At 72.5% G+C, this 21,458-nt stretch carries 19 protein-coding genes and 1 pseudogene; 8 read left to right on the top strand and 12 right to left on the bottom strand.

Features of this window, described 5'->3' with window-relative positions:
- Positions 1-16 precede the first annotated feature (16 nt).
- Both IF88_RS0102030 and IF88_RS0102025 read left to right on the top strand, forming a co-directional pair.
- Entirely contained in the window at positions 17-2,251 is a 2,235-nt protein-coding gene (locus tag IF88_RS0102030; protein ID WP_030706769.1) for an acetate--CoA ligase family protein, read from the top strand.
- Between the two features lie 200 nt (positions 2,252-2,451).
- A complete protein-coding gene (locus tag IF88_RS0102025) occupies positions 2,452-3,255 on the top strand; it encodes an enoyl-CoA hydratase/isomerase family protein (protein WP_030706768.1) in 804 nt (267 codons plus the stop codon).
- Position 3,256: 1 nt separating this feature from the next.
- On the opposite strand, the gene IF88_RS0102020 is transcribed toward IF88_RS0102025, so the two are convergent.
- The 3 genes from IF88_RS0102020 to IF88_RS0102010 form a co-directional block, all read right to left on the bottom strand.
- Positions 3,257-4,048 carry a VOC family protein gene (locus IF88_RS0102020; protein WP_030706767.1) on the bottom strand — a complete coding sequence of 264 codons (792 nt, stop codon included), beginning with the start codon at positions 4,046-4,048 and terminating at the stop codon, positions 3,257-3,259.
- A gap of 165 nt (positions 4,049-4,213) precedes the next feature.
- Positions 4,214-4,951: a hypothetical protein gene (locus IF88_RS0102015; RefSeq protein ID WP_030706766.1), complete on the bottom strand. Its 738-nt coding sequence runs from the start codon at positions 4,949-4,951 to the stop codon at positions 4,214-4,216.
- A 20-nt stretch (positions 4,952-4,971) separates the two neighbouring features.
- Positions 4,972-5,790: a hypothetical protein gene (locus tag IF88_RS0102010; RefSeq protein WP_030706764.1), complete on the bottom strand. Its 819-nt coding sequence runs from the start codon at positions 5,788-5,790 to the stop codon at positions 4,972-4,974.
- A 245-nt stretch (positions 5,791-6,035) separates the two neighbouring features.
- On the opposite strand from IF88_RS0102010, the gene IF88_RS0102005 reads away from it, so the two are divergent.
- Positions 6,036-6,650 carry a flavin reductase family protein gene (locus tag IF88_RS0102005; protein WP_030706763.1) on the top strand — a complete coding sequence of 205 codons (615 nt, stop codon included), beginning with the start codon at positions 6,036-6,038 and terminating at the stop codon, positions 6,648-6,650.
- An 85-nt stretch (positions 6,651-6,735) separates the two neighbouring features.
- Here the strand turns inward: IF88_RS0102005 and IF88_RS0102000 are convergent, their stop codons facing one another.
- Genes IF88_RS0102000 through IF88_RS0101990 form a run of 3 tightly spaced genes read right to left on the bottom strand, consistent with a single transcriptional unit; the run spans position 6,736 to position 9,988 of the window.
- On the bottom strand, positions 6,736-7,803 hold the full coding sequence (locus tag IF88_RS0102000; RefSeq protein WP_030706762.1) for a Zn-dependent alcohol dehydrogenase: 1,068 nt from the start codon (positions 7,801-7,803) through the stop codon (positions 6,736-6,738).
- The gene (locus tag IF88_RS0101995) at positions 7,800-9,062 is read right to left on the bottom strand and encodes an acyl-CoA dehydrogenase family protein (protein WP_030706761.1); all 1,263 of its coding nucleotides are present in this window, start codon (positions 9,060-9,062) and stop codon (positions 7,800-7,802) included. Before IF88_RS0101995 ends, IF88_RS0102000 begins: the two co-directional genes overlap by 4 nt.
- 14 nt (positions 9,063-9,076) lie before the next feature.
- Positions 9,077-9,988: an SDR family oxidoreductase gene (locus tag IF88_RS0101990; protein WP_030706758.1), complete on the bottom strand. Its 912-nt coding sequence runs from the start codon at positions 9,986-9,988 to the stop codon at positions 9,077-9,079.
- 117 nt (positions 9,989-10,105) lie between these two features.
- Here IF88_RS0101990 and IF88_RS0101985 point away from each other — a divergent pair, with 117 nt between their 5' ends.
- The 3 genes from IF88_RS0101985 (at position 10,106) to IF88_RS0101975 (ending at position 12,420) form a co-directional block, all read left to right on the top strand.
- Positions 10,106-11,032, top strand: coding sequence for a cyclase family protein (locus IF88_RS0101985; RefSeq protein WP_030706757.1), 927 nt, complete (start codon positions 10,106-10,108; stop codon positions 11,030-11,032).
- A 137-nt stretch (positions 11,033-11,169) separates the two neighbouring features.
- A complete protein-coding gene (locus IF88_RS39935; protein ID WP_037805430.1) occupies positions 11,170-11,859 on the top strand; it encodes a hypothetical protein in 690 nt (229 codons plus the stop codon).
- 90 nt (positions 11,860-11,949) lie between these two features.
- Positions 11,950-12,420, top strand: coding sequence for a hypothetical protein (locus tag IF88_RS0101975; protein WP_030706755.1), 471 nt, complete (start codon positions 11,950-11,952; stop codon positions 12,418-12,420).
- Positions 12,421-12,593: 173 nt separating this feature from the next.
- Here the strand turns inward: IF88_RS0101975 and IF88_RS0101970 are convergent, their stop codons facing one another.
- The 4 genes from IF88_RS0101970 to IF88_RS0101955 all read right to left on the bottom strand — a co-directional run bounded on the left by IF88_RS0101970 (position 12,594) and on the right by IF88_RS0101955 (position 16,662).
- A complete protein-coding gene (locus IF88_RS0101970) occupies positions 12,594-13,058 on the bottom strand; it encodes an ATP-binding protein (protein WP_030706753.1) in 465 nt (154 codons plus the stop codon).
- 324 nt (positions 13,059-13,382) lie between these two features.
- Positions 13,383-14,309 carry an acyl-CoA dehydrogenase family protein gene (locus IF88_RS0101965; RefSeq protein ID WP_030706752.1) on the bottom strand — a complete coding sequence of 309 codons (927 nt, stop codon included), beginning with the start codon at positions 14,307-14,309 and terminating at the stop codon, positions 13,383-13,385.
- A gap of 5 nt (positions 14,310-14,314) precedes the next feature.
- Positions 14,315-15,469, bottom strand: a complete 1,155-nt coding sequence (locus IF88_RS0101960; protein ID WP_030706751.1) for an acyl-CoA dehydrogenase family protein — start codon at positions 15,467-15,469, stop codon at positions 14,315-14,317.
- Entirely contained in the window at positions 15,469-16,662 is a 1,194-nt protein-coding gene (locus tag IF88_RS0101955) for an amidohydrolase family protein (protein WP_030706750.1), read from the bottom strand. Before IF88_RS0101955 ends, IF88_RS0101960 begins: the two co-directional genes overlap by 1 nt.
- A gap of 136 nt (positions 16,663-16,798) precedes the next feature.
- Between IF88_RS0101955 and IF88_RS0101950 the strand changes: the two genes are divergently transcribed.
- On the top strand, positions 16,799-18,352 hold the full coding sequence (locus IF88_RS0101950; RefSeq protein WP_030706749.1) for an AMP-binding protein: 1,554 nt from the start codon (positions 16,799-16,801) through the stop codon (positions 18,350-18,352).
- Between the two features lie 248 nt (positions 18,353-18,600).
- On the opposite strand, the pseudogene IF88_RS39930 reads toward IF88_RS0101950, so the two are convergent.
- Both IF88_RS39930 and IF88_RS0101940 read right to left on the bottom strand, forming a co-directional pair.
- Positions 18,601-19,879: pseudogene (locus IF88_RS39930) on the bottom strand (maleylpyruvate isomerase N-terminal domain-containing protein).
- Positions 19,876-20,439, bottom strand: a complete 564-nt coding sequence (locus tag IF88_RS0101940) for a sigma-70 family RNA polymerase sigma factor (protein ID WP_030706748.1) — start codon at positions 20,437-20,439, stop codon at positions 19,876-19,878. Before IF88_RS0101940 ends, IF88_RS39930 begins: the two are co-directional and overlap by 4 nt.
- A gap of 302 nt (positions 20,440-20,741) precedes the next feature.
- Here IF88_RS0101940 and IF88_RS48960 point away from each other — a divergent pair, with 302 nt between their 5' ends.
- Positions 20,742-21,260, top strand: a complete 519-nt coding sequence (locus tag IF88_RS48960) for an EF-hand domain-containing protein (protein WP_030706747.1) — start codon at positions 20,742-20,744, stop codon at positions 21,258-21,260.
- The last annotated feature ends 198 nt before the right edge of the window (positions 21,261-21,458 follow it).

The raw sequence follows: 21,458 nt of genomic DNA, 5'->3' as shown, positions 1-21,458 counted from the left end.
AGGAGCGGGCGGAACGATGCTTGGATCTACTCACGGCACCCTCACCACCGACTTCCGCGCACGTGTCGAGGCCTGCGGGGAGTCCCCCAGGACGGCCGTCCACTCGTCGGCGGCCCCCTCCGCCGACGACGCGGTCGCCGTGGACGTCAGCGGCCGGCCGCTGCACGCCGACGTGCCCGACCTGGACCGGTTCTTCCGGCCCGAGTCCGTGGCCGTCATCGGCGCCTCCGACGCCGAGGGCAGACCGAACACCGGCATCACCCGCCGGCTCATCGCCTGGGCGGAACGCGTCGGCGCCCGGATCCACCCCGTGCACCCCACCCGCCCCACCGTCTTCGGACTGACCTGCCACACCTCCGTGGCCGACCTGCCCGAACAGGTGGACCTCGCCGTCCTCCTCGTCGCCGACCCGCTCCCCGTCATCGAGGAACTGGCCGAGACCAAGGTGAAGTTCGCCGTCGCCTTCGCCTCCGGCTTCGCCGAGACCGGCGACGCGGGCGCCGCCGCCCAGGCCCGGCTCGGCGCCGCCGTCCAGCGCTCGGGCCTGCGCCTGCTCGGCCCCAACACCAACCTCAACGCCTTCGAGGAGTTCCGCGACGACCTCGACGGCCCGGCCATCGCCCTCATCACCCAGTCCGGCCACCAGGGCCGGCCCGTCTACACCCTCCAGGAACTCGGCATCCGGCTCTCCCACTGGGCCCCCACGGGCAATGAAGCGGACCTCGAAACATCCGACTTCATCTCCTACTTCGCCGAGCAGCCCGAGGTCGGAGCCATCGCCTGCTACGTCGAAGGCCTCAAGGACGGCCGGTCCTTCCTCCTCGCCGCCGACCGCGCCGCGCGCAACGGCGTCCCCGTCGTCGCCGTCAAGGTCGGCCGCACCGAGACCGGCGCCCGCATGGCCGCCTCCCACACCGGGAAGCTGACCGGCGCCGACGCCGTCGTGGACGCCGCCATGCGCCAGTTCGGCGTGATCCGCGTCGACGGCCTGGACGAGCTCCAGGACACCGCCGCCCTGCTCGCCCGGGCCCGCAAGCCGCAGGCCGACGGGGTCGTCGTCTACTCCATCTCCGGGGGCACCGGAGCCCACTTCTCCGACCTGGCGACGGAGGCGGGCCTGATCCTGCCCACCCTCTCCGAGGCCAAGCAGCAGGAACTCCACCAGTGGATCCCGGAGTACCTGAACGTCGCCAACCCCGTCGACAACGGCGGCCACCCGGTCGGCGACTGGCGCGGCCGCAAGATCATCGACGCGATCCTCGCCGACCCGTCCGTCGGCGTCCTGATCTGCCCGATCACCGGCCCCTTCCCGCCCATGAGCGACAGGCTCGCCCAGGACCTGGTCGACGCGGCCGAGGCCTCGGACAAGCTCGTCTGCGTGATCTGGGGCTCCCCCGTCGGCACCGAGGACGCCTACCGCACCACCCTCCTCGGCTCCTCCCGCGTGGCCACCTTCCGCACCTTCGGCAACTGCATCACCGCCGTCCGCGCGTACCTCGGCCACCACCGCTTCACCGCCGGCTACCGCTCTCCCTTCGAGGACGCACCGCGCACGCCCTCGCCCTCGTACCGGAAGGCGCAGGCCCTCATGCGGCCCGGCCAGCAGCTCAGCGAGCACGCGGCGAAACAGCTGCTGCGCGCCTACGGGATACGCGTCCCCCGCGAGCAGCTCGTGACGAGCGCGGCGGCGGCCGTCCGCGCGGCCGGCCTGGTCGGCTACCCGGTGGTGATGAAGGCCTCGGGCCCGCAGCTGGGCCACAAGACGGAACTCGGCCTGGTGAAGATCGGCCTGACCTCGGCGAGCCAGATCCGCGACGCGTACCGGGAGCTGACCGACATCGCGCGCTACGAGAACGTGCCGCTCGACGGGATCCTGGTCTGCCAGATGGTGGAGCGTGGGGTGGAAATGGTCGTCGGCGTCACCCAGGACGACCTCTTCGGCCCGACGGTGACGGTGGGTCTCGGCGGGGTCTTGGTCGAGGTCCTGCACGACGCGGCGGTCCGCGTCCCGCCGTTCGGCGAGGACCAGGCCCGCGCGATGCTCACGGAACTGCGCGGGCACGCGCTGCTGGAAGGCGTACGGGGCGCACCCCCGGCCGACGTGGACGCCCTGGTGGAGGTCGTCCTGCGGATCCAGCGGATGGCGCTGGAACTCGGCGACGAACTCTCCGAGCTGGACGTCAACCCCCTGATGGTCCTCCCCCGCGGCCAGGGGGCGGTGGCCTTGGACGCCCTCGCCATCTGCCGCTGACCCGCCGCCGCCCGGGGCTCGGCCCCAGACCCCGCGCCTCGAACGCAGGCGAGGCTCAAAGATCGGGGCTCCGCCCCGGACCCCGCTCCTCAAACGCCGGAGGGGCTGAAAGATCCAGCCCCGCCGGCGTTTGAGGCGCGGGGGCTCGGGGGCGGAGCCCCCGCAACGGCGCCGCACCCACCCCCGAACGGGAGTCACCCATGAGCCGCATCCCCGAGGACGAAGTCCTCCACCGCACCGAGAGCAACGTCGCGTGGATCACCCTCAACCGCCCCGCGGCGATGAACGCCGTCACCTGGGACCAGCGCGAGCGCGTCATCGCGCTGCTGGGCGAGGCCTCCGCCGACCCGGCGGTGCGCGCCGTCGTCCTGACCGCCACCGGCAAGGGATTCTGCGCGGGCGCCGACCTCCGAGGCGGCGGCGCCCCCGCCGCCGAGCGGGTCGCCGGCGACGTGGCCCGCATGATCCGCCTCGGCGCGCAGCGCCTGATCACCGCGGTGCTGGACTGCGAGAAGCCCGTCCTCGCCGCCGTCAACGGCACGGCCGCCGGCATCGGCGCCCACCTCGCCCTCGCCTGCGACCTCGTCATCGCCGCCGAACCGGCCCGGTTCATCGAGGTGTTCGTCCGCCGGGGCCTGGTCCCCGACGGCGGCGGCGCGTACCTGCTGCCCCGACTCGTCGGCCCGCAGAAGGCCAAAGAGCTGATGTTCTTCGGCGACGCCCTCCCGGCGGCCGACGCCGAGCGCCTCGGCCTGGTCAACAAGGTGGTGCCGGCCGAGGAGCTGGAGGCGACCGCCCGCGCGTGGGCCGAGCGGCTCGCGCAGGGCCCCACCCGTGCCCTCGCCCTGACGAAGCAGCTGGTCAACGCCTCCCTGGACGGTGACCGGGCGACGGCCCTGGCCGCCGAGGCCACCGCTCAGGAGATCAACATGACCACGGCCGACGCGAACGAGGGCGTGGCGAGCTTCGTGGAGCGCCGCACGCCCAAGTACCTGGGCCGGTGAGCTACATCTGCGGGTTCGGCTTGAGCAGCGCGAACACCGCGCCGAAGGGGTCGGCCAGCCACGCGAGCCGCCCGACGTCCGGTACGTCCGCCGCCTCCATGACCACGGACCCGCCGTTCTTCTGCGCCTTCGCGATGGTGTCGTCGACGTCCGCCACGTGGAAGTACGGCACCCAGCGCGCCTTCTCCTCCCCGCCGCCCGCGCCCTCGCCGAGCGGCGCGACCCCGCCGAAGGAGGCGTCCTGCTGGTCCCCGTCGGCGGTGCTCAGGACGCGGTACGTCATCCCGGGGACCTCCATCTCGGCGTACCGCCACCCGAACAGCCCGGCGTAGAAGCCGATGTCCGCGACCGGGTCCGGCACGTGGAGCTCCGCCCACACCAGCGCGTTCTCCTCGGAGGCCACCTCGAACCCGGCGGTGTTCCCGGGCTGCCAGCAGGCGAACTCGGCGCCCTGCGGGTCGGTGAAGTGCGCGAGCCGGCCCTCCCCCATGACGTCCCCGGGCTCCATCCGGACCGTGCCGCCGCCGTCGCGGACGGCCGCGGCGGTGGCGTCGATGTCGGGGGTCATGAAGTGGTGCATCCAGGCGGACGTCGCCCCTTCCTCGGTGAGCGGTCCGAGCGCGGCGACCGTCTTCCCGTTCACCTGGAAGAAGCCGTAGCCGCCCGCCTCCGGCCCGGCGGAGGCGAAGTCCCAGCCGAAGACGGCGCCGTAGAAGGCGGCGGCCGCGGCCGTGTCGGGGCTGCCGAGGTCGAGCCAGTTGGGTGATCCGGTGCGGAAGTCGGTGCCGAGCATGGGGGTCCTCCCGGGAGTACGGCGGCGGTACGGGGTCGCTGCCACGATGCCGAGCCTCCACCCCCGGCCCGGTGTACGGACCCACGGGGGCGGGGGGTTTCACCCGTGTGGGGGTAACCCCGTGTGGGGGTAACAGGGCAGGGCGCCTCGCGGCAGGCCCCCGCTTCAGCTGCCGACCCGCTCCAGCGCCGGCAGGAACTGGTCGTAGAAGCTCACCTTGAGCCGCAGCGAGCGCTGCTCCGCCTCCTTGAAGCAGTCGGCGGTCGCCCCGCCGTCGCCGATCAACTGCCGCAGCCGGTTGCCCAGCCGGTCGGAGTGGCTGGTGGCCCGTATGTTCACGGTCTCCAGCGAGTTCTTCTTGGCATCGTGATAGTGGTGCGGGTAGTAGAAGCGCGAGTGGTTCTCGCCGTCACGCACCAGCAGGGGCTCCATGCGCTCCCACAGCCGCCCGTACTCGACGGAGACCAGGATCTCGCCCCAGAAGCGCAGGACCGTCAGCAGCCTGAGGTCTGCGTGGTCCTGGTCGCCCTCCTCGGCGATCAGGGCGAAGGTGTCCTCGATGGTCCGCTTCGTCGCCGCCGTCGGCCTCGAACGGACGAGGGCCGTCCGGGAGATCCCGAGCCGGTGCATGTCGTCCGTCATGTCCTCGCGGTGCGACGTGGTGTTCCCGCGGTCGTCCGGGTACTCCTCGCGCAGGATCATCCGGGCGATCCGCAGCCCCGCCTCGTCCTGCAAGAGGTCGATCGCCAGGTCGTAGGCCGGGGTGAAGGCGAGCGACAGGAAGCGCCGCTGGAGCAGGATCTCGGCGAACGCCTCCTCCGGGAGCCGCTCGATGTTCGCGAGCACCGGATGCCGCCTGTACTGCTCGATCAGTTCGTCCTCGAACCTGTCCAGTTCCCACACGGTCGTAGCCCTTCTCCGGATCACTGGATGACGTCGACGGATCTCATCGGGTCGCGCAGATCCACTTCGCTCCCGATCTCCCACAGGATGTTCAGCTCTTTCTGCACCTGGAGGCCCATCAGGGAGTCGCACCCGTCGATCTCGATCTGGGTGGACTCGATGGCGAGCTGCCCGTGCAGGAAGGAGCTGACCAGGTAGTGCTCGTCGGCCTTGTACACGGAGATCGACGGCAGGGAGTTGTAGACCCGCACCTTGAGCTTGCTCCGGAGCTCGCCCGGAAGGCGGCAGTGGATCCCGTGCAGGATGTCGAGGCTCGCGTTCACCGACACCGTGCGCCTCGTGCTGCGCAGCGCCTGGTCGCGCAGGTACACCACGTCGGACTTGGGGTGCACCAGCAGGATGCGCACCTCGACGTTCCGCTCGGTGACGGCCTTCTCCAGCTCTTCTTCCAGGCCTTCGAGGTTGGGTATCCAGGTCTGCAGGATGGCCACCTCGCGGCGGGCACCGTCCACGAGCCGTTTGAACTCCGCGGTGGGGAACACCGGGTGCACTCTCGTCACGCCCAGGTAGTGCTGGCGCCTGAGTTCGCCGGTGAGTCCGTCGAGCGTGAGGCCCGAGATCTGCGTGCTGATGCTGTCGAGCACCTTCAGGCGGTCGAACTCCATCAGGAGGAAGAGGGTGACCGTGCTGAGGATGAGCAGCGTGATCTTCGGGAGCGTGCCCCCGGGGGCCATCCTGTCGAGCCATCCGAGGACGTCGGCGAGCAGGACCAGGATGCCCGCGGTCGCCATCGCACCCAGTGAGATCCGTTCGGCCCGGTAGCGAAAACCGTTGCCCATGACCACCCCAGCCCCCGACGTCGTTGTCGTTGGCCAAGACCATACACACGGGCCCCCGCGCCCCCCTCATCGCCCCATCCCGCCTTGCTCACAAGGGAGTTCAAGCCACTGGCCGGATCGCGGAAGGCCGGTGGGGACCGGCGCGAAGGTCCGAGGTCAGCGCGATCCGGCAACGCGCCCGCGCCCGCCCCTTCCCATCTGACGCACCGTCAGCTTCAATCGTCGGTGTGATGGGACATGCAGGGATGGCGGCCACCGTCGTCCGATACCTCAGGTCAGTCGGCTCCCCCACCTCCGCCGCGGAGCGGGAACCCGAGCCCGTCGACGCCCTGCCGCGTCCGGACCTGCGCGCCGTCGGCGAGGACGAGCGCGCGCCGGTCAGCCCCGCCGAGTTCCGGGCCGTGCTCGGGAACTTCGCCAGCGGGGTCACCGTCATCACCGCGCCGCCCGGCGAGGACGAGGACGGCCCGGCCGGCTTCGCCTGCCAGTCCTTCGCCTCGCTGTCCCTCGACCCGCCCCTGGTCACCTTCATGGTCGCCCGTACGTCGACCACGTGGCCCCGGATCGCCCGCGCCGGGGTGTTCTGCGTGAACATCCTCGGAGCCGAGCAGGGCGAGCTGTGCCGGTCCTTCGCGGTCAGCGGCGCGGACAAGTTCGCCGGGGTGGGCCACACCCCCGCCCCCGTCACCGGATCCCCGCAGCTCGACGCCGTGCCCGCCTGGATCGACTGCCGGATCCAGGCCGTGCACACCGGCGGGGACCACCTCATCGTCGTGGGCCGGGTCGTCGCCATGGGCGCGGCCGGCGAGGGCGAGCCGCTCCTCTTCCACAAGGGCCGCTTCGGCCGCTTCAGCGACTGACCCGCCGGCGGCGACGCCTGGCACGTGATCACGCACGAGGGCGGCCGGGGGATCCCCGGCCGCCCCGCCACGGGCGCCCGCGGGGTCAGAAGGTGAGCACCCCGCGCGCCACCCGCCCGTGGTGGGCGTCGTCCACGGCCTTGGCGAAGTCCTCCACCGGGTAGACCTCCGTCACCAGCTCGTCCAGCAGCAGCCTGCCCTGCCGGTAGAGCTCGGCGTACAGCGCGATGTCATGCTGCGGGCGCGAGGACCCGTACCGGCAACCCATGATCGTCTTGTCCAGGTACATGGAGGAGACGAGGAAGGACGCCTCCTCCGTGAATCCGGGCACACCCAGCAGGACCGCCTGACCGTGCCGGTCCAGGAGGTCCACGGCCTGCCGGATCAGCCTGACGTTGCCCACGCACTCGAAGGCGTGGTCGGCGCCGGTCGGCAGGATCTCGCGCACGGCCGCCGAGGAGTCGGCCACGGCGGACGCGTCGATGAAGTGCGTGGCCCCGAACAGGCGGGCCACCGCCTCCTTCGCCGGGTTCGCGTCCACCGCGACGATCGTCGTGGCCCCCGCTATCCGGGCCCCTTGGAGCACGTTCAGCCCGATGCCGCCGGTGCCGATGACGACGACCGACTCGCCGCGGTCGACGCGGGCCCGGTTCAGCACCGCGCCCACTCCCGTGAGGACCCCGCAGCCGATGAGCGCCGCCGAGGTCAGCGGGATGCCGGCGGGGATCTTCACGGCCTGTACGGCCTTGACGATCGTGCGCTCCGCGAAGGCGGAGTTGGAGGCGAACTGGAACAGCGGCTTCCCGCCCCGCGAGAACGGCTGCCCGGGCATCCCGATCGCCTTGCGGCACATCGTCGGCCGGCCCCGGTCGCAGTCCGCGCACGCCCCGCAGTTGGCCAGGGTGGACAGCGACACGTGATCGCCGGGCGTCACGTGGGTGACCCCCGCGCCCACGGCCTCCACGATGCCCGCGCCCTCGTGCCCGAGCACCACCGGCGGCGGGAACGGGATCGTCCCGTCGATGACCGACAGGTCGCTGTGGCACAGCCCGGCCGCGCCGATCGCGACGAGCACCTCCCCCGGCCCCGGGTCCCGGATCTCCAGGTCGTCGACCACCTGGGCCTGCTTGCCGTCGAACACGACGCCTCTCACCTGGACTCCTTAGGCAGGCCGAGCACGCGCTCGGCGATGATGTTCCGCTGGATCTCGTCCGAGCCGCCGTAGATGGTGTCGGCGCGGGTGAACAGGAAGAGCCGCTGTTCCTCGTCGAGTCCGAGTTCGTACGGGAGCCCGGGCGCCCAGGCCGCCGGACCGGCGGTGGCCGCCGCACCGCGGACCTCCACCGCCAGCTCCCCGAGCCGCCGGTGCCAGCCGCCCCACAGCAGCTTGGCCACGCTGGGCGCGCCCGCGTCATCGGTGGCGCCGAGCGTGCGCAGGGCGTTCCACCGCATGGTGCGCAGCTCGGCCCACTGCCGTACGAGCCGGTCCCGCAGGACGGGATCCGCGGCGGCGGGAGCGGCGGCGCGGGCCGCGCCCGAGCCCGGCCCGTTCGCCGCACCCGCCCCGTTCGCGGTACCCGCCGCGTACGCCGCCAGCACCCGCTCCAGCTCGGCCGCGAAGCCGATCTGCTGCACCAGCGTCGAGACCCCGCGTTCCAGGGCGAGCAGGCCCATGGCCACCGTCCAGCCGTCGCCCTCCCCGCCGACGACCTCCGCCGCCACCGCCCCGTCGAAGAAGACCTCGTTGAACTCCGAGGTCCCCGACATCTGCCGGATCGGCCGTACCTCGACCCGCCCCGGCTGGTCCATCCGTACGAGCAGGAACGACAGCCCCCGGTGGCGCCGCGATCCGGGCTCGGTGCGGGCCAGGACGAAGCACCAGTCGGCGTCCCGGGCCAGGGAGGTCCAGATCTTCTGCCCGGTGACCCGGTAGAGCCCGTCGGCCGGGTCCCGTACCGCGGCCGTACGGATCCCCGCGAGGTCGGAGCCGGCCCCCGGCTCGCTGTAGCCCTGGCACCACAGCTCCTCGCCCCGCGCGATACCGGGCAGGAAGCGGTCGCGCTGCTCGCGGCTGCCGTACGCGATCAGCGTGGGCGCGAGGAGGTTCTCCCCGATGTGGCCGACCCGGCCGGGCGCGCGCAGCGCCGCGTACTCCTCGGCCCACACCACCTGTCCGGTCAGCGAAAGCCGCCGCTGCCCGTACGCCCCGGCCGGGGCCTCCCAGCCCTGGCCGATCCAGCCGCCGCGGCCCAGCTCGCGCTCCCACGCGCGCCGGGCCTCGACCCCCTCGTGTTCGCTGCCCGGCCCGCCGCGGCCGACGACCTGCGCGTACGGGCCCACGAGGTGCTCCGTCAGCCACGCCCGGGCGTGCCCGCGCAGCTCCTCGTCCTCGGCCCCGAAGCTGAAGTCCATCCCGCTCAGGCCCCCTACGCGTTGGGGCGGTCCTTGGCGGCCGCCGCCTTGGCCATGGCCTCCAGCTGCGCCAGCATCGGCATCGGGTCGGTGCCCACCGTCCCGGGCAGGAAGTCGGCGATCTTCTCCGGGGTCCAGGAGCCCTCGGCGTACCCGGCGCGCAGTTCGCGCGGCTGCGCCCAGACGGCGATCTTCGGGCCGGCGATCGTGTAGACCTGCCCGGTGATGTCCTCGGCCTTGGCGCGGTCGCTGAGCAGGTAGGTGACCAGTGCGGCCACGTCCTCGGGCTCGCCGATCTCCTTGAGCTCCATGGGGACGTTGGCCGACATGCGGGTACGGGCCACGGGTGCGACGGCGTTGGCCGTCACCCCGTACTTGGCGAGACCCAGTGCCGCGGACCGCACGAGGGAGATGATCCCGCCCTTGGCCGCGCTGTAGTTGGCCTGGGCGACCGAGCCCTGGTGGTTGCCGCTGGTGAAGCCGATCAGGGTGCCCGAGCCCTGCCTGCGCATGACGGCGGAGGCGGCGCGGAAGACGGTGAAGGTGCCCTTGAGGTGGGTGGCGACCACCGGGTCCCACTCCTCCTCGGACATGTTGAACAGCATCCGTTCGCGCAGGATGCCGGCCACGCACACGACGCCGTCGATGCGGCCGAACTCGGTGAGCGCGGTGTCCACGATGCGCTGGCCGCCCGCCATGGTGGAGATGTCGTCGGCGACGGCGACGGCCTCGCCGCCGGCGGCCTGGATCTCCTTCACCACGCCGTCGGCGACCTCGCTGGTCGGTTCGCCGCCCCCGATCCCCACGCCGTAGTCGTTGACGACGACCTTGGCGCCCTCGGCGGCCGCGGCGAGTGCCACGGCCCGCCCGATGCCCCGGCCGGCGCCGGTGACGGCGACGGCCTTGCCTGCCAAGAAGTTCCCCACGTCCGGCCCCTTCCCGCGTTTTCTGACGGACCGTTAGATTCTATGGGTAGTCAGATACGCCTGCACAAGACCTCGTTGCCGTCGTTGCCGTATCCACGCAAGGAGCTGTCGACGCCCATGACCCTGCCCGCCGCCTTCCACGACATCGCCAAGCGCGTCAACAACTGGGGACGATGGGGCGCCGACGACGAGATCGGCACCCTGAACCTGGTCACGGACGAGGTCGTCCGGGCCGCCGCGGCGGAGATCCGCAGCGGCCGCCGCATCCCCCTCGCCCTCCCCCTCAAAGAGGACGGGGTGCAGGTCGGCATGATCCCCGGCCGGATCAACCCGCTGCACACGATGGTGCAGATCAACCAGGAGATCTTCGGCCCGGGGACGGTGGCGTGCAGCGACGACGCCGTGAGCATGGGCCTCCAGGCGGGCACGCACTGGGACGCCCTCACCCACGTCTCGCACTCGGGGAAGATCTACAACGGCCGCCCGGCCGGCACCATCACCGCGCACGGCCGCGCCGAGTACAGCGGCATCGACAAGGCCGGCCCCATCGTCTCGCGCGGGGTCCTCCTGGACGTGGCCCGCGCGAAGGGCCTGGACCGGCTGGAGGGGGGCCGTGCGGTGACCCCGGAAGACCTGGCCGAGGCCGAGGAGTTCGGCGGGGTCACGGTCCGCCCGGGCGACATCGTCCTGGTCCGCACCGGCCAGATCCAGGTCTACCTGGCGGGCGACAAGCACGGCTACGGCTTCCCCTCGCCCGGCCTCTCGGTCCGCACCCCGGAGTGGTTCCACGCCCGGGACGTGGCGGCCGTCGCGAACGACACCCTCACCTTCGAGATCTTCCCGCCGGAGATCGACGACCTGTGGCTGCCGGTGCACGCCCTCGACCTGGTCGAGATGGGCATGCACCAGGGCCAGAACTGGAACCTCGAAAAGTTGTCCACAGCCTGTGCAGAAGAAAATCGGTACTCCTTCCTCCTCTCCGCGATGCCGGAACCCTTCGTCGGCGGTACGGGCACCCCGGTGGCCCCGGTGGCCGTCCTCTGAGCCCGGCGGGGCGGGTGGCGCCGGACCGGACGACCCCGGCCGCGCGCGGGCCGTGCGCAGTGGAACCATGAGGTGGACATGACGCGTCCCCGTACGCGCGCCACCCCCCGTCCCCCTTCCCCGCAGGAGAAGTCCGCATGGCCAACCCGTACCAGGTAACGCCGCCGCCGGCCCCCGGGCGCCGCTCGGGCGGCAACGTCGTCGCCGTCATCGTCCTCGCCGTGATCATCGTCGGCGGCTACTTCGCCTTGCAGACCCTCCGCAAGGACGACGGCAAGCCGTCGGCGTCCACCTCGGCTTCCCCCTCCGCCAAGCCCACGGCCAAGGACCCCGGTTCCCCAGAGTCCTCCTCCGACACCTCCAGCGCGTGGAAGGTCGGCGACTGCGGCGGCCCCGACCCGGCCAAGGCCCCCGACGGGTACAAGCGGACGGGCTGCTCCGACTCCGGGGCCACCTTCAAGGCCATCGACATCAAGGAGGCCAGCATCCTCCCGGGCGCGATCCAGTGCCCGCCCGGCACGGACCTGATGATCGACGTGAGCATCTCCTACGGCAGCTCCAAGTCGAGCGGCATCCCCACCAACACCGTCTGCGGCCGCAACCTGTCGAACGACCACCCCGGCGATGCGGGAGCCGGCGGCGGCCAGCTGGTGAAGGGCGACTGCGTGACCAACCAGGCCAAGGAGGTCGCCTGCGGCGGCTCCGGCGCCCAGAAGGTCCTGGGCCTCGTCAAGACGAAGTCCGAGTGCCCCTCCGGCACCACGGACCCGATCGAACTGACCATGGCCATCGGCCGCCCGTACGACGTCATCTGCACCGACGGCTGACCCCCGCCCCCGCGCAAGGCCGCCCACGAGGCGCCGACCCGCGGGGGCCGGGCCCGGCCCGCCCACCGAACCCGAAGGACCCGGTCCAGCGTGATCGTCACGTTCACCGTGCGCTCCGGCCAGGGGGAACCCAGCGCGTTCGACCGCGGGGACATCGTGTTCTCGGGCGAGCTGGGCGAGGCGAGTTCCGTCGGGCACGTGCCAGACCAGGGGATGATGCTCTTCCTGGCCGTACCCGACCTTCTCGATTCGCTCGTCGCGCTGCTGGGCCGGCGCTCCACCAGCGCGTCCTTCACCGGCATCGGTTCCGCGTACAGGCTCGACTTCCACACGAAGAAGCAGACGGTCACGGTGAAGGGGAGGTCCGGGCCGGTCGCGCAGGTGAGCCATGCCGAGCTCGCCGGGGCGGTGCTGTCCGCCGCGGAGGAGCTGGCGAGCCGACACCTCGCGCCGCCGCCCCCGGGAGATCCCGCCGCGGACGACTACGCCGCCGCCCTGAACCGATTCCGGGCGGCCGCGGTCCAGGCGGGCGCTCGGCGTCCGGGAGCGGGTGATGGGTGAGCCCTTCGCCGGTGGGGTGATGCGGGTGGCGGCGGCGCGCATGCACGCCCCGAGCGCGGCACGGCAGCCGCCACCCCGCGACCCGCACTCGTCAAGGCGTGCCCTTGGCGTCCCCTCGCGTCGAATCGCTCCACACCAGGGTGATCAAGTTGTGACGGATCGTCAACACCTCGTTAGAGGTACAAGCGCGGTTCCCGCGTCGGGGGGTGAACTTCCGACGGGCCGTCGGAGGCGCAGTCCGACGCCGCCTTCTCCGCACGGTCGATCTCGCACCAGATGCGTTTGCCCGCGCCCTCGCGCTGCCAGCCCCAGCGGTCCGCCAGGCCGTCCACCAGCTCCAGGCCGCGCCCGCCGGTGTCGTCCCCGGCCGCCCGCCGGCGGGCCGGCGCCCGGTCGCTCGCGTCGGCCACCTCGACCCGCACCCCGGGCCCCCCGAAGAGCATCCGCAGCACCGCCGGACAGCCCGTGTGCACGACCGCGTTGGTGACCAGCTCGGAGATCAGCAGGATCAGCGTCTCGGCGAGCGGCTCGTCATCCCCTATGCCCGACCCCGCCAACCGGGACCGGGCCCATCGGCGGGCCCGGCCGACCTCGGCTGGGTCCGCTCCTACCTCCAGCTGAACCTGAAGCACCTGCACCGCTCACACCATCCGAACCGGCGGACACTTCGCCTCGCGACAGGATGGGATCACCCACCGTGATCCCCTTGCGGAGCAGCATGGTTGACGTACAGTCACCACAACAAGCGCTTCGGGCATATTCCCGCGCGAAGGAGTGGGCGTGGTGCATACTGTGCGACGCTCGCGCCGCTCAACCGCTCGCATCTGTGGGAGCGTACCGGAGCATGCCCCCGACTCCGGTCCGTAACGGCGGGGGCGAAGGACACAAACCGATATCAACTCTCTGTAATCGGACATGCGTCCCGCATCGTTCCTCCCGTGCCCCGCGACGACCGCGAACGGCTAGGCCGCCGAGTCCAGCAGCTCCGCCGCCAGCAGCTCCTCCGCCTCCCCCGCCGTCCGCCACTGCTCGGCCCGCACCCACGCCCGTTTCAGGTGCAGGTGCACGTCCGCCTCCCACGTGAAGCCCATCCCGCCGTGCACCTGCAGGCAGTCCCGGGCGCCGCGCACCGCCGCCTCGTCCGCCAGCAGCTTGGCCGCCGCGACCTCCCCCGGATCGCCCGTCACCGCAGCCGCGTAGACCGCCGTACGGGCCACCTCCGCCCGCACCAGCATCCGCGCGCACAGGTGCTTGACCGCCTGGAACGCACCGATCGGCTGCCCGAACTGCTCCCGCTCGCCCGCGTACCGGACCGCCAGCTCCACCGTCCGCAGCGCGCTGCCGACCTGCAGCGCCGCCGTCAGCAGCGCACCCGCGGAGCGGTACTCCGACACGTCCCCGGGCGGCGACTCCACCCGGTGCAGCGGCGTCAGCGGGTCGACCGAGCGCACCGGTGAGCCCGCCGGCACCCCCGGCACCCCCAGCACCCCCGGTACCCCCGGCGCCCCCAGCACCGCGTCCGCCTCGCCCAGGTGCGCCACCAGAGCGCCCCCCAGGTCGAAGGCGGTCACCACCGCCGTCCCCGCCGCGGCCCCCGGGACCACCCCGGCGGCCAGGTGCGTGGCCACCAGCGGCCCTGGCAGCAGCGCCCGCCCGGCCTCCTCGAAGACGAGCACCGCCTCGGGGAGGCCGAGGCCGACCCCGCCGGCGGACTCGGGCAGCCGCAGCGCGAAGAAGCCCGCCTCGCCCAGCTCCCGCCACAGCCCGCGGTCCACGGCGACGCCCGTGTCCACCGAAGTGCGCAGCGCCTCGCGTCCGTACCGCCCCGCCAGCAGCTCCCGTACGCCCGCCCGCAGGTCCCGCTGTTCCTCGGTCGGCTGGAAGTGCACGCCCCTCACCGGCCCTTCGGGAGGCCGAGGATCCGCTCGGCGACGATGTTCTGCTGGATCTGCGAGGTTCCCGCCGCGATCGTGTACGAGAGCGAGGAGAGCCGGTCCAGGGTCCATTCCTCCTCCAGGGACAGGGAGGCGGCGCCCAGCACCTCCGCCGCCACCTCGTACAGCTCCTGCCGCGCGTGCGAGTAGGCGAGCTTGAAGACCGAGCCGCCGATGCCGGGGACCCCGCCGGAGCCCTCCGACTCACTGACGTTCCACTGGGTGAGCCGCCACAGCGCGCCGAACTCCCCGTACAGCCGCCCCAGCCTGCGCCGCAGCACCGGATCGTCCCAGCGGCCGTTCGCCTTCGCCGTGCGGGCCAGCTCGCCCAGGGTCCGGCGGCAGGCGACGACCTCGCCGACGAAGGCGGTGCCCCGCTCGAAGGAGAGGGTGACCATGGTGACGCGCCAGCCGTCGTTCTCGGCCCCGACCCGGTTCGCGACCGGGATCCGCACCTCGTCGAGGAACATCTCCGCGAACTCGGTCGACCCGGCGAGCGTGCGCAGCGGCCGTACGGTGACCCCCGGCGCGTCCATCGGCATGGCCAGCCAGGAGATCCCCCGGTGCTTGGGGGCCTCGGGGTCCGTCCGCACCAGCAGCTCGCACCAGTCGGCGACCTCCGCGTGCGAGGTCCAGATCTTCGACCCGGTGACCACGTAGTCGTCGCCGTCGCGGACCGCCCGCGTGCGCAGGGAGGCGAGGTCCGAGCCCGCGTCCGGCTCGCTGAACCCCTGGCACCACACCTCGTCGCCGCGCAGCACGGGCGGCAGCCAGCGCGCCCGCTGCCCGGCGCTGCCCTCGGCGGCGATCGTCGGGCCGGCGTGCAGCAGCCCGACGAAGTTCGCGCCGACGTACGGGGCCCCGGCGCGCTCCGTCTCCTCCAGGAAGATCAGGTGCTGGGTCGGGGTGGCCCCGCGGCCGCCGGCGTCCACCGGCCAGTGCAGGCCCGCGTACCCGGCCTCGTACAGCCTGCGCTGCCAGCCGAGGTCGTACGCCCGCCGTCCGGGCCAGTCGTCCGGGGACGGCTTGGCGGGCAGCTCGGGCAGCACCTTGCCGAGCCATGCGCGCAGCCGTGCCCGGAAGTCCTCTTCCTCCTCCGTGCAGGTCAGATCCATCAGACGAGGTCCAGGCCGAGCATGCGGATGGCGTTGCCGCGCATCAGCTTGTGGATCGTCAGCTCGTCGAGCCCCTTCACGTGGTCGAGGGCGACCTCCTTGGTGTGCGGGAAGGTCGAGTCCACGTGCGGGTAGTCGGTCTCGAAGGTGGCGTTGTCGCGTCCGACGACGTCGATCGAGGCGATCCCGTGCTTGTCGCGGAAGAAGCAGCAGAAGATCTGCCGGTAGTAGTAGGTGGACGGCGGCTCGGGGATCAGGTCGCGGACCCCGCCCCAGGCCCGGTGCTCCTCCCAGACGTCGTCGGCGCGCTCCAGGGCGTACGGGATCCAGCCCATCTGGCCCTCGCTGTAGGCGAGCTTGAGCGTCGGGAACTTCACCAGGACGCCGCTGAAGAGGAAGTCCATCATCGAGGCCATGGCGTTGTTGAAGCTGAGCGAGGCCTGGACGGCGGGCGGCGCGTCGGGGGACGCGGCGGGCATCTGGGAGCTGGACCCGATGTGCATGTTGACGACCGTGCCGGTCTCCTGGCAGACGGCGAAGAAGGGGTCCCAGTAGCCGGAGTGGATGGACGGCAGGCCCAGGTGGGTGGGGATCTCGGAGAAGGTCACGGCGCGCACCCCGCGGGCGGCGTTGCGCCGGATCTCCGCGACCGCCAGGTCGATGTCCCAGAGCGGGATGATGCACAGCGGGATCAGCCGGCCGCCGCTGTCGCCGCACCACTCCTCGACCATCCAGTCGTTGTACGCGCGCACGCAGGCGAGGGCCACCTCCTTGTCGTGGGCCTCGGCGAAGGTCTGCCCGCAGAAGCGCGGGAAGGTGGGGAAGCACAGCGAGGCCTCGACGTGGTTGAGGTCCATGTCGGCGAGGCGCGCCTTCGGGTCCCAGCAGCCGCGGCGCATCTCCTCCCGGGTGATCCCCTCCAGGGTCATGTCGTCGCGGTCGAAGCCGACGGCGGCGATGTTGCGCTTGTACGGGAACTTCAGGTCCTCGTAGATCCACCAGTCGGTCGGCGGGCCGTCGGGATCCATGGTGATCACGTACTTGCCGCCCGTGTACGCCAGCTCGCCGATGCCGGCGGTGAGCGCCTTGGGTCCCCGGTCGCGGTACTTGGCGGGCAGCCAGACGTCGAAGAGGTGTGCGGGTTCGATCACGTGGTCGTCGACGCTGATGATCCGAGGCAGTTCCAGTCCCATGGCCGTCTCCCCAATCCGATGCCAATCTGATGGATCGTCAGAAACAAGCTAGCCCCGCCACCCCTGGACCGACAAGCGCCGGAGCCCTACGCTCTGCGCTTGATCTGACTATCCGTCAGCTATGGAGAGGTCTGGGATGACGGACACCGCGACCGCGACAGAACTGAGCCGCTCCCGCACCCTGTGGGAACTGATCACCCGCCGGGCCGCAGTGACCCCGGACGCCACCGTCCTGATCGAGGCGGCCGAGGACCCGGCGCACGACCGCCGGCTGACCTTCGGGGAACTGCGCGACCGCTCCGAACGCGTCGCCGCCGGCCTCCACGGCATGGGCGTCCGCCCCGGCACGGTCGTCGCCTGGCAGCTCCCCACCCGCATCGAGACCGTCCTGCTCTCCGTCGCCCTCGCCCGGATCGGCGCCGTCCAGAGCCCCGTCATCCCCTTCTACCGCGACCGCGAGGTCGGCTTCGCGCTCCGCGGGTCCAAGGCCGGGTTCTTCGCCGTCCCCGGGGTCTGGCGCGGCTTCGACCACCCCGCAATGGCCCGGCGGCTCGGCGCCCGCGGCGTCTTCGAGGCCTACGCGGACCTCCCGGACGGCGACCCCTACGCCCTCCCCGCGCCACCCGCCTCCGGCACGGACGTCCGGTGGATCTACTGGACCTCCGGCACCACCTCCGACCCCAAGGGCGTCCTGCACACCGACCGCTCCCTCATCGCGGGCGGATCCTGCCTCGCGCACGCCCTGCGCCCGGATCCGTACGACGTCGGCTCGATGGCCTTCCCGTACGCCCACATAGGCGGCCCGGACTACCTGGTGATGCTGCTCCTGTACGGCTTCCCCGCGGTCCTCTTCGAGAAGTTCGCGATGCCCGACGCGCTGGACGGCTACCGCCGCCACGGGGTCACGGTGGCCGGCGGATCGACCGCCTTCTACTCGATGTTCCTGACCGAGCAGCGCAAGGACCCCTCGTCGAAGCTCATCCCCACCCTCCGTCTCCTCGCCGGCGGCGGCGCCCCGAAGCCGCCGGAGATCTACCACGCCGTCGTCCGCGAGATGGGCTGCCAGCTGACCCACGGCTACGGCATGACCGAGGTCCCGATGATCACCATGGGCGCCCCGGACGACACCCCCGACCACCTGGCGACCACGGAGGGCCGCCCCCCGGCGGGCATGTCCATCCGCATCACCACCCCGGACGGCACCCCGCTCCCCCCGAACACGGACGGCGAGGTCCGGCTCCGGGGCGAGGCCGTCTGCCAGGGCTACCTGAACCGCGACCAGTCGACGGAGGTCTTCGACGCCGACGGCTACCTGATCACGGGCGACCTCGGCCACCTGACCCAAGACGGCTACCTGGTCCTCACGGGCCGCAGCAAGGACGTCATCATCCGCAAGGGCGAGAACATCTCCGCGAAGGAGATCGAGGACCTCCTCCACCGCCTCCCCGGCGTCGCGGACGTCGCGGTCATCGGCCTCCCGGACCCGGCCCGCGGCGAACGCGTCTGCGCCGTCGTGGAACAACCCCCGGGGGCGGCCCCTTTGACCCTCCCCCAGCTGACGGCGTACCTCCGCGCGGAAGGCCTGGCCACCCACAAGCTCCCGGAACAGCTGGAGCTCCTGGACTCCCTCCCCCGCAACGAGGCCCTGCGCAAGATCCTCAAGTACAAACTCCGCGAACGCTACGCCTGAGTCCGGCGGCCGCGCACCGGCTCACCCGCGGACGAGATCCCGCCGCCGAGCCCCCGCCCTCAGAGGGAACCGGCCCGTCGGAGTGGCGCCCACCCCTGACCCCGACCAGCAGGCCTTCTGCCCCCGCCCCACCGCCGAGAGGGCGGGTGGGCAACCACCGCACGCGAGCGGAGGGCCAGAGGGCGAAAACCCCGCACGCGTGGGCTCCGTATCCACCGCGCGGGAGTCACGCCCACCAAGCCCGGCCCCTACAGCCTGCTCAGCGATGCCGCCGCGAAGAGGACGTCGCGGATCGCCTCGCGGTCGCCGTGCTGGCCCACCGCCGCCTCCTGCGGGGAGATGTGGCCGGCCGCCAGCTGGCAGAACTCGATGCCGTCCAGGGCGATCTCCGCCACCGTGCGCTCCGGCGACGGCTTCGCCCCCGGCGAGTCCAAGGCGATGTCCCAGCCGCCGCCACCCGCGCCCTCGATCTCCAGGTGCAGGGTCCGGCCCGGGCGCGCCCGCCGCGACCAGGCCCCGCGCCGGGGCCGCCAGACCCGTGCGCCGCCGCTGCGCCAGCGCACCCGGCAGGAGCCGAGCCGCCAGGTCGATCATCCCGTGCAGGTGCGGCCCGGACGGCGGCTCGTACGGGTAGTCCACCGCCTCCGCGATGTCCCACGCGTGCACCCAGCACTCGAAGGCCCGCTCCAGGAACGCGTCCCCGAGCGGCAGCGCGAAGTTCCCGTAGTCCACGGCCAGCTCGGCGATGCCCCGGCCGGCGAAGGACACCGTACGCACCAGCGTGTGCCCCTGCTCCCGCCACGGATCGCGGACCTGCCGCGTCGTCGGGTACGCCGACGCGTTCCAGAAGTGCTCCGTCCGCGCGGTCGGGCCGCCCGGCGGCGCGTCCGGACCCAGCGGGTCGTCCAGCCCCAGCGCGTTGGCGATCAGCCCGTCCACCGTCATCAGATGGCCGATGACCCCCGCCACCGTCGTCCGCTGCGAGCGGCGCCGCTCCTCCTCGAACCACTTCAGCCGCACCGGGGTGTGCCACTCGGAGTCCCCGAAGTCCTGCAGCAGCGCGTCGAGCCGCGCGGTCTCGGTGTCGTACGGGCTCGCCCACACCGGAACCGGGATGCGCGCCGGCCGCTTGCCAAGGCAGTCCTCCAGGACCCGCGAGCGCAGCAGCGGTTTCAGGTCGAGGGGCTCCTCCGGGTGCAGCAGCCCCACCGCGTCGCGCAGCCGCAACGCCTCCTCCGCGCACGGTGCGCACTCGGTGAGGTGGTCCTCGACCGCCTGCGTCTCCTCGGCGGAGCAGGCCGCCAGCGCCCACGCGCCGAGCAGGGACTTCAGCACGGCGTGCGAGGGCGGCGCCACCGGCTCCGGGAACGGCTCGGGCACGGGTTCCGGCACCGGCCTCGGCGTGCGCGGCGGCTGCGGCGCGTACCCCGGGTGCAGGTCGTCGGCGGCTCCGCGCGGACCCGGTATCCACGCCCGGCCGCCGGGACGCTCGTATCCGTCGTCGGGCGACTCGGCAGGGCCGTTCATCGGGGCGTTCCGTATCCGGACTGGGCGGTGTCCTCCTGCGGGAGGGCGTTGGCGGTCGACAGCAGCTGGAGGCCGAGCCGCAGCCGGCGGCGCGCCTCGTCCTCGCTGATCTGCAGGTCGGCGGCGGCCTGTCGGTAGTCGCGCCGCTGGAAGTACGCGAGTTCGAGCGCGGCGCGCAGCGGCGCGGGCATGGAGGTGACGATGTAGTCCGCGCGGGCGGCCGCGTTGGCGCTGCGCACCTTCTGCTCCAGCTCCTCGCGGGAGCCCCGGCCCAGTTCGGCCTGGCGCAGCCGGGCCACCGCCTGGCCCTGGGTGATCCGGGCGACCCAGGAGCGCATGGAGCCCTGCTTGGGGTCGTAGGCGTCCGGGTTCTCCCAGATGTAGCCGAAGACCTCGCGGGTGATCCGGTCCGCCGCCTTCTCGTCGCCCAGCACCCGGTGCGCCAGGCTGTGCACGAGCGAGGCGAAGCGGTCGTACAGCTCTCCGAGCGCGGCGGCCTCGCCGCGGGCCAGGCGTTGCTGCATGCGGCGGTCCCAGCGCGGTGGTACGTCCTTCGGCATAAGTGCCCCCAGCCGTGTGTCGACCCAACGAATGTAGTGGGCACATGGCGGTTCGCGCCCGTTTTGAGAGAAGCTCACCCTCGAAGTGCGCCCTCCGTGATAGGGGCGTGGCAGGGCGTGAACGGTGGTGCCGCCGACCGCACATGGGGACAGGTGTACGCGCCCCACTGCGCTCCCCGTGCGCGGGTTCGATGCGGCAGCCTCCTTGACCACTTCGCTTAACGCGCTGGCCACGTAGGCCTTACGCTCCTGCCTTGTCTTGAACTGAACCCCATCGCATACGTGAAGGCGGAACGCCGAACATGGACAGCGCAGAATACGAGCGCAAGATCGCCGCCCGATTCGCCACTTTCGACCAGGACGGGTCCGGGTACATCGACCGGGAGGACTTCAGCACGGCCGCGAAGGCCGTCCTGGCCGAATTCGATACCGCCGCCCGGTCGGACCGGGGCCAGGCCGTCTTCGCGGGGGCGGAGGCGTTCTGGCAGGGGATGGCCGGCATCGCGGACGTCGACGGGGACCAGCGGGTGTCCCGCGAGGAGTTCATCACCGGGGCGGCGAAGCGGCTGCGGGACAACCCGGAGCGGTTCGCGGAGATCGCGCGGCCGTTCCTGCGGGCCGTGATCGCGGTGGCGGACGAGGACGGCGCGGGGGCCACCCCGCAGGCCGCCGCCCGCGTCCTGCGCGTCCTCGGCACCCCGCCCGACCTGGCCCCCCAGCTGGCCACCGCCCTCGACGCCGACGGCGACGGCCGCATCTCGGAGGACGAGATCCTGGCGGCGTTCGCGTCGTACTGCGGGGTGGAAGCCCCTGACGCCTGACGCCTGCGGCGGGCCGCGCAGTCAACGACCAGGCCAGGCGGCCTACCCGGCACCGTCCAGCCCGCCCGGCACAACCCGCTGCGCCGGCACACCCCAGCCTCGTCGGCACACCCCAGCCCCGCCGGCGTTTGAGGCGCGGGGTCCGGAGCCGAGCCCCGATCCTCCGGCCTGGCCGCACCATTCAGCCCCGCCGGCGTT

Origin of the sequence: Streptomyces sp. NRRL F-2580 (assembly GCF_000720115.1) — a bacterium.
Taxonomy (GTDB): domain Bacteria; phylum Actinomycetota; class Actinomycetes; order Streptomycetales; family Streptomycetaceae; genus Streptomyces.
The sequence above is the reverse complement of the archived record's forward strand: the minus strand, read 5'-3'. Positions and strand labels throughout refer to the sequence as shown.